At 56.3% G+C, this 7,219-nt stretch carries 7 protein-coding genes; 6 read left to right on the top strand and 1 reads right to left on the bottom strand.

The features are described 5' to 3' along the window. The first annotated feature begins 135 nt into the window (after positions 1-135). Genes D1643_RS09030 through D1643_RS09015 form a run of 4 tightly spaced genes read left to right on the top strand, consistent with a single transcriptional unit; the run spans position 136 to position 5,094 of the window. Entirely contained in the window at positions 136-303 is a 168-nt protein-coding gene (locus tag D1643_RS09030; protein WP_201751054.1) for a hypothetical protein, read from the top strand. Beyond that, on the top strand, positions 293-943 hold the full coding sequence (locus tag D1643_RS09025) for a Fic family protein (RefSeq protein WP_160710305.1): 651 nt from the start codon (positions 293-295) through the stop codon (positions 941-943). The genes D1643_RS09030 and D1643_RS09025 overlap by 11 nt, the downstream gene beginning before the upstream one ends. 24 nt (positions 944-967) lie before the next feature. Next, positions 968-4,204 carry a DEAD/DEAH box helicase family protein gene (locus tag D1643_RS09020; RefSeq protein ID WP_160710304.1) on the top strand — a complete coding sequence of 1,079 codons (3,237 nt, stop codon included), beginning with the start codon at positions 968-970 and terminating at the stop codon, positions 4,202-4,204. An 11-nt stretch (positions 4,205-4,215) separates the two neighbouring features. After that, on the top strand, positions 4,216-5,094 hold the full coding sequence (locus tag D1643_RS09015) for a GIY-YIG nuclease family protein (protein ID WP_370520326.1): 879 nt from the start codon (positions 4,216-4,218) through the stop codon (positions 5,092-5,094). Here the strand turns inward: D1643_RS09015 and D1643_RS09010 are convergent. Continuing rightward, positions 5,054-5,686 (bottom strand): hypothetical protein, encoded by a 633-nt coding sequence (locus D1643_RS09010; RefSeq protein WP_201751053.1) that lies wholly within the window; start codon positions 5,684-5,686, stop codon positions 5,054-5,056. The genes D1643_RS09015 and D1643_RS09010 overlap by 41 nt on opposite strands. A 27-nt stretch (positions 5,687-5,713) precedes the next feature. Between D1643_RS09010 and D1643_RS09005 the strand changes: the two genes are divergently transcribed. Together D1643_RS09005 and D1643_RS09000 are read left to right on the top strand one after the other, a co-directional pair. Further along, a complete protein-coding gene (locus D1643_RS09005; protein WP_160710303.1) occupies positions 5,714-6,730 on the top strand; it encodes a Fic family protein in 1,017 nt (338 codons plus the stop codon). Between the two features lie 83 nt (positions 6,731-6,813). Then, the coding region (locus tag D1643_RS09000) for a hypothetical protein (protein ID WP_201751052.1) at positions 6,814-7,219 on the top strand (406 nt) is incomplete at its 3' end.

Raw genomic sequence — 7,219 nt, 5'->3', positions numbered from 1 at the left:
AAGCTCGACTCGCTCATCACCCTTCACCAGCGTGAGGTCGATATTCTCAAGAACGTCAAGCAGGGTTTGCTCGATAAGATGTTCGTCTAGCGCTTACGCTGGCGATGGGAGGCTCCTATGGATCGCGAACGTTTGATGAAAGAGGCCATACACTCCGGAGAGATGGAGGGTGCCTACGTGTCTGCCGAGTTTCGGAAGGATGCGGATGAGTATGTTGCGGGAGACATCTCCATCGAAGAGCTCATGACGCGCACCAAGCGCCGCTGGATTTCCAAGAAGAAGGCAGCGTCCCATGGGGCATGAGTTCGTCGACCCCTACCTTGACCCTTCGTCAGGCGTCTTGCGCAACCTTGTTGGGGCCGTTTCTTACGATGCGCTGAGAAACGCGGAGGGCGAGCTTGTGGCCATGCGCATGGGGCAGTTTCTCGAGGCGCTTCCTTTGCGCCCCATGGGATCTCTGGAGGATTTCAAGGTCATCCATCAGTGGCTCTTTCAGGACATTTACGACTGGGCTGGCGTGCCCCGTACCGTGGAGATCTGCAAGAACACGGAGAACGCCGAGTTCTTCCTGCCGTCCGCCAATATCGAGATGGGATTCGCCTGGTCGCAAGAAGAACTCGCCAAGGACAATCTGCTCAAGCGCCTTCCTCCGAATGAGTTTGTGCAGCGGTTGGCCTATCATTACGACAACTACAACTTCATCCATCCGTTTCGTGAGGGAAACGGTCGTGCCCAGCGGCTCTTCTGGACGCTCCTGTGCCACGATGCGGGCTATGATTTGGATTGGTGCCAGGTGAGCGGGGAGGAGAACGACGAGGCCAGTCGTGCTGCCGCGGAGGAGGGGAACCTGTCTGGCCTGGTGCGGATATTTACGCGTATCGCAAGGCCGACTGACCCCGCCATGCCAATAAACCAGGGCCTTCTGAGGCTCTCTGACCGATAGCAGGATCTGCGGAAAGGATCTCCGATGGTGTTCGATAGCGAGGCGGCCTTCGAGGATGCGGTGGTGGAGGCTCTGTGCTCCTACGGCTGGGGAGATGTGGACGACGTGATCGTCCGTCCTACCGAGCAAGAGCTCATCGACAACTGGGCGGCGATTCTCTTCGATCGGAACAAGCACCGTGACCGCCTGAACGGCGTCCCCCTCTCTGATACGGAGATGGCGCAGATCATGGGTCAGATCCAGACCCTGAGAACCCCGCTTGCCCTGAGCAAGCTCATAAACGGCGAGGAAATCATAATCACGCGCGATAGCGCCGACGACGACCTTCACAGGGGAAAGAGCGTCGCCCTCAAGATCTTCGATCCTGATGAGATCGCGGGAGGGAGCAGCCGCTATCAAGTCGTGCGCCAGCCGGTGTATGCCGCCAAGTCCAAGCTCGGTCACGACCGCCGAGGCGACCTCATGCTGCTCATCAACGGCATGCCCCTCTTTCACATCGAGCTGAAGAAGAGCGGCGTCCCCGTGGGCGATGCGGCGGGGCAGATTGAGAAGTATGCCAAGGAGGGGGTCTTTTCGGGCCTGTTCTCCCTGGTTCAGGTATTCGTAGCCATGAACCCCGACCAGACCCGCTACTTCGCCAATCCGGGCCCTGACGGCGCCTTCAACGAGAAGTTCCAGTTTCACTGGGCCGACTTCAACAACAACCCCGTCGACCATTGGAAGAGCGTCGTGAAGAGCCTGCTGAGCATCCCCATGGCCCATCAGCTCATCGGATACTATACGGTGGCCGATGACTCCGATGGGGTGCTGAAGGTCATGCGCAGCTACCAGTACTACGCGGCGAGTCGGATATCGGATCGCGTGACGAAGATCAATCGTGATGGGCGATGGGGTGAGCGAGGACTGAAGGGCGGTCACGTCTGGCATACCACGGGCAGCGGCAAGACCATGACGAGCTTCAAATGCGCCCAGCTCATCGCCGCGTCGCGCGATGCGGACAAGGTCGTGTTCCTTGTGGATCGCATCGAGCTGGGAACGCAGTCGCTGGAGCAGTACCAGGCCTTCGCCAACGAGGACGAGAGGGTGCAGGAAACCAAGAGCACCGATGACCTCAAGGCGAAGCTGAGGAGCGATGATCCGGCCGATACGCTTATTGTCACGTCCATCCAGAAGATGGGCAACCTAGAGGCTGACGACCTGAGTGCCGCTGATCTGTCGGCCATCAGGGCAAAGCGCCTCGTGTTCATCGTGGACGAATGTCACCGCTCCACGTTCGGCAAAAACATGGAAACCATTCGCAAGACCTTCCCGGCGGCTCTTCTGTTCGGCTTCACGGGAACTCCCATTCACGATGAGAACAACAAGAAGTTGAATACCACGGTGGACGTCTTTGGCGACGAGCTTCATCGCTATAGCATCGCCGATGGGATTCGAGACGAAAACGTACTCGGATTTGACACGTACATGGTCACCACGTTTCCTGATGCCGATGTGCGCGAGACCGTTGCCTTGAGCGAGGCGAAGGCTTCGTCGGTAGGCGAGGCCCTGGCTGATCCCCAGCGAGCGCAGGTGTATAACCTTTACATGAACGAGCTGCCCATGGGACCTTGGTACGATGAGGCAGGAACCTTGCGCCAGGGTGTGGAGTCAAAGCTTCCCGAAGCGCAATACGGAACGGCCGAGCAGACGGCGCCGACCGATCACCAGCGCCAGGTTGTGGCCGACATCGTGCGCCGATTTTCCTTCTTGACTCGGGATCGTAAGTTCCACGCCATATTCGCCACCCACTCCATACCGGAGGCGCTCGATTACTACCGATTGCTGCGCGAGGCCGATCCCACCCTAGCCGTCACGGTGCTGGTCGACCCCTCGGTGGACAACGAGCAAGGGCAGATCGATCGCGCCCTTATCAAGCAGGAAGCGCTGGAGGGAATTATCGCCGACTATAACGAGCGGTACGGAACGGACTATGACCTGCCAGGATGGGCTCGCTTCAAGCTCGATGTGTCTAACCGGCTGTCCCATAAGCGGCCTTATTTGGGCATCGATGGCAAGCGTGAGGAGTGCCTGGATATCCTCATCGTAGTAGATCAGATGCTCACGGGCTTTGACTCCAAATGGGTCAACACGCTCTTTCTCGACAAGGTCTTGCGCTACGAGATGATCATCCAGGCCTTCAGCCGCACGAATCGCCTCTTCAACGAGAACGAGAAGCCCTTTGGCAACATCCGCTACTATCGCCGTCCTCACACGATGAAGAGAAACATAGAAGAGGCGGTGGCGCTGTACTCGGGCGACAAGCCGTTCGGCCTGTTCGTTCCCAAGCTTGAGGCAAACCTCGTCACGCTGAACGAAACGTTCGGCGCCATCAGGGAAGTGTTTGCGAGTGCCGGTGTCGAGGATCTTCAGCGACTTCCCGATGAGCCGGCTGCTCGTGCCAAGTTCGCATCTCTGTTTCGCGAGCTCGACCTGGTGGTTGAGGCCGCCAAGGTTCAGGGGTTCAGCTGGGGAGAGGACGTGTACGTCTTCGACGACAGCGAGACGCTTCTCGACGCCATGAAGGCCGAGGAGGCCCTAGAAAGCGGGCTGGACTTCAGCGATGCGGACGCCACGGCGGTTTTCGTCGATCTTTCCGAACGCGACTTTCTCGTACTGGCCCAAAGGTACAAGGAGCTGGCGAGTCGGGCTCCTGGGGCAGAGGGGGACTCTCCTGTTCCCTATGATCTGAGAAGTTACCTCATGGAGATAGACACGACCCGCATTGATCGCGATTACATGAACGAGAACTTCGACAAGTGGCGCAAGCAGCTCGAGCTGGAGGGCCCGGACGCCGAGGCGACGGACCTGGCCCTGGCGGCGCTGCACAAGAGCTTCTCATCTCTTTCCCAAGAGGAGCAGAAGTACGCGATGCTGTTCATTCACGACGTCCAGGGCGGGGATGCCTTCGTGGAGCAAGGCAAGACCTTCCGTGACTATGTGACCGAGTATCAGCGTCGCGCCAAGGACGAGCAGGTGGCCCGGGCGTCTGAGGTTCTTGGCGTGGATTCCGCCCTGCTCTCGGAGCTGCTCGAGAGCGGTGCAAGCGAGGACAGCATCGACGAGTTCGGTCGCTTCGAGAGGCTCATGGAAACGCTGGATCGCCAAAAGGCCCGCGACTACTTCTCCAAGCTCGAAGGATCGCAGATACCAGTCTTCAAGGTAGGCATAAAGGCCGACAAGCTGCTAAGGGATTTCGTGATCGAGGGCGGATTCGATTTGTAGGGGGGATCGACGTGACAATTGATTTGAAGACGCTCACCATGCAGGTGATAAATGGCGACCCGGAGGGGGTCAAGATTTGCCGAGTGGCTGGTTCTACGCTAGTTACCGTAGTTGTCCCTCGGCAACTCCTCGGTGAGGCCAAGGCATTGCTGGGCATCCCCAAGCGAGGAGTCTATTATCTTCTTGACGAGAGGCAGGGTAGGATACATCGGGTTTATGCGGGACAGACGTTTCAGGGTATTTCGCGTTTGGATGGACACAATAGCCAAAAGGACTGGTGGAATAAGGCGGTTATGTTTCTTACGCCTGACGGGGACTTTAGCATGGACGTTGTGAGCGGGCTCGAGTCCTTGGCTATCCAGTACATAAGGGATCATGGATCGTATGAGGTGGAGAATTCCAACGATCCCAAGCCTTACGTCAGCCCTTACGATGAGGCGCTCATAAGTTTGCTTCATGAGGATATTCTATTCCGAATGACGTTGCTCGGATTCGGGCTTGACGCAATGGGCGATGAGGACGGCGCGGCTTCGGGATGTTTCCATACGAAAAGACGCAACGTGCATGGGATTGGACGCTATCGCGCCGATGCGGGAACGTTTGAGGTGCTTGAGGGGTCAGAGATCGATATGGCGAAGACGCCAGGCTCGACGAAGAGTCCGGTGAAGAGCCTCATTGCCCTTCGAGAGGAGATGGTGGCTGCGGGGAGTATTGTTCCGGGCGAAGGGCTGCTGTGGCGTCTTGTGAAACCCGTGAGCTTCACAAGCCCCAGCATGGCAGCGGATTTCGTTCTTGGCGGTAGTTGCAACGGATGGACAGAATGGGTGAATGATGAGGGAGAGACTCTTTCTAATATTTTCCGCAAAGTCCCTCACGCTGGTGAAGGGTAATGAGCGAGTCGAGGGTGCGGAAGAGCGCGCCGATGCGGGATTGCTCTGCGAGGGAGGGAAAACGAATTGCCGCATCGCCAATAGCGGTCTTGGATATGGAGATGACCTTGATTCCCTGCATAAGTGGCAAAAGCTGAGCATGGAAGGCATTTGAATTGAGGTAGTACCCAAGATAGCCGACGGCAAATTCAAGAAGCGGCCTGCATGCCATCGTGTGGAGGCCAGACACCACCTGCTTGCCATCGCATCCCCGCAGTTCAGAGCATTTGCCGACGGCGGCATCCTCCGCCGTATCCGCTATAACCACATCGCCGTTAGCGAGTCGTTGACATGACAGCCGCATGGCAATCGAGTCGTCTGCGATGCGTGGTAGCGACTCCGCGTCGACATTGAGAATTTCGCCAAACCTAACGAGCACATCTCCATAGTGGACGTTGAGGACAGTTCCCTCGGCCTCGCTTAGTTCAGCACGGGAGAGCGTGTTGTTTCTCATGAATTCGAGTGTATCGGAGAACCTACGCTGTTCCCAAGTTATATACGCAAAACCTGGTCTCCAAACCTCTGATTCAGGTGCTTTCATTACAATGGACAAGACGATTCCGTCGAAGGAGGGCTTGTTGTGGCGTATGAACCGCCGTTTTCGTTAAACGACGAAATACTGTCTCTTGTTGCCGACATCGCGCAAAAGGTCGGGCGCGTTACGGCTCGAGAAGAAATTCGTTCCGCCCCGAAGCTGCGCAAGGAAAACCGCATCAGAACTATTCACTCCTCGCTAGCGATTGAAAACAATACCCTTACGCTTGATCAGGTTACGGCAGTGATTGAGGGCAGGCATGTCATTGCCCCGCCCAAGGATATTCTAGAAGTGCAAAATGCGATCAGAACCTATGAGGCTCTTGGGTCGCTCAAGGCAAACTCTCTCGAAGATCTGCTTTCGGCCCACCAAATGCTTATGGAAGGTCTCGCTTCTGAAGCGGGGCGTTTTCGAAGTGGTAACGTGGGTGTCTTTGCCGGCAACGAGCTCATTCACGCAGGCACACCAGCCCGCTATGTTCCCGAAGTGACGGGCGATCTGTTCGCCTGGCTGGCCAGCACGAGCGCACATCCTCTTGTTGCGTCGTGCGTGTTCCACTATGAATTCGAGTTCATTCATCCCTTCTCGGACGGAAACGGTCGCATGGGTCGCCTCTGGCAGACCCTGATCTTGAGTGAGTGGGATCAGCTCTTTGCGTGGCTTCCTGTAGAATCGATTGTGAAAGAGCGCCAAGAAGAGTACTACCACGAGCTTAGTTGCGCCGACGCTGTGGGTGACTGTACAGGCTTTGTCGCTTTCATGCTTAAAGCCATTGCGGACGCTCTCAATGAATCGTTGCTTTCGTCAACCGATGTCGGTATAAATGTCGGTATAAATGTCGGTATAACGAACGAGGCAACGAAGACGGAAGAAGGAGTTCTCTTGCTTGTGCGGGAATCTCCCACGATCACCGTTGCTCAGGCCGCCGAACAACTTGGCGTAAGCAAGCGCCAAGCCGAGAGGGTGTTTGCTTCCTTGAAGGCGCGGGGCGTACTTGTCCGCGTAGGGGCCAACCGCAACGGACATTGGGAAGTTGTCAAAAAGGGATTCACGAGCGTATAACTTGGGAACAGCGTAAAGTCGGCGACTTTCTTACAGAGAGTCGAGAGTTGGGTGCCCCCGGGAATGTTGCTAGAAAGCTCACGGTGAAGCTTTGGGGCAAGGGCGTGATGGAAAAAAACGGCACCGCTGGCAGCGAACATACGCAATACTACGTTCGCCGTTCCGGGCAATTCATCTATAGCAAGTTGGATTTTCTCAATGCGGCTTTTGGCGTAATACCAGATCAACTCAATGGTTTTGAGTCCACTGCCGACCTTCCGGCTTTTGACGTCAAGAACATGAATGCCAACTTCCTTCTTTTGCGAGCAACCCAGAAAAGCTTCTATTTGACCTTTGGGATGGTGGCTGATGGCAGTCGTAAAGCAAAGCGTGTTCACGCTAACACTTTTCTGGAAATGCCGTTATTGGTTCCGCATGTCAAAGAGCAGAACGCAATCTCGTCTCTCTTCACCAAGCTCGACTCGCTCATCACCCTTCACCAGCGTGAGG

This window comes from Enterorhabdus sp. P55 (assembly GCF_009911695.1).
In the GTDB taxonomy this organism is placed as follows: Bacteria; Actinomycetota; Coriobacteriia; order Coriobacteriales; family Eggerthellaceae; genus Enterorhabdus.
Note: the sequence above shows the minus strand (reverse complement) of the source record. Positions and strands in the feature narration are given on the sequence as shown.